At 66.2% G+C, this 591-nt stretch carries 1 protein-coding gene; it reads right to left on the bottom strand.

Annotation, left to right across the window (positions count from 1 at the left end; all coding sequences use genetic code 11):
• Nucleotides 1-591: glycoside hydrolase family 5 protein (locus E9998_RS07630; RefSeq protein WP_136529187.1), on the bottom strand; the 591-nt coding region annotated here is incomplete at both ends.

Below are 591 nucleotides of genomic sequence, written 5' to 3'. Positions count from 1 at the left end.
AACCCGCAGTCGTCCTGGCCGAACTCGCCGAGCACGACCGGGACCTCCTGCATCAGCGGGGCGATCTCCTCGTCCCAACAGGTCTCGGTCACGCACCGGTTGAAACTGTACGAATGCCAGGACGCGGCGATGTTGTCCAGCGGGTCCTCCGGCATGTAGGCCAGCCATTCCCGCATGTCGTTGGTCCACTCAAGCCCGCCGACCATGAGCATGTTAGTGGCACCGGTGCCGCGGACCGCGTCGACGAGGTCCTGCATGCCGGCCACCTCGTACTCGATGCCGGCGCAGGTGCCGCCGTCGCGCAGGCACTGCCAGCCCAAGGTCTTGTCCCAGTCGCTGGCCATGTCCGGGTACGGCTCGTTGAACAGGTCGAAGACGACGGCGTCGTTGCCTTTGAAGGTGTCGGCGACGCCGGCCCAGAACTGCGGGGCGTACTGCGCGTCGGGCATCGGCTTCTGGCAGGTGGCGTGCACATCGGTGCAGTGCCAGTCCGGTCCCGTGGTGTAGGCGCCCCAGGTCCAGTGCAGGTCGAGAATGACGTTGAGGCCGTTGGCGACCAGGAGATCGACGTACTCCTTGACGCCTTCCTGG

The sequence above is a fragment of the Glycomyces paridis genome (assembly GCF_004912155.1).
Taxonomy (GTDB): domain Bacteria; phylum Actinomycetota; class Actinomycetes; order Mycobacteriales; family Micromonosporaceae; genus Glycomyces; species Glycomyces paridis.
This window is presented reverse-complemented; position numbering and strand designations above follow the sequence as displayed.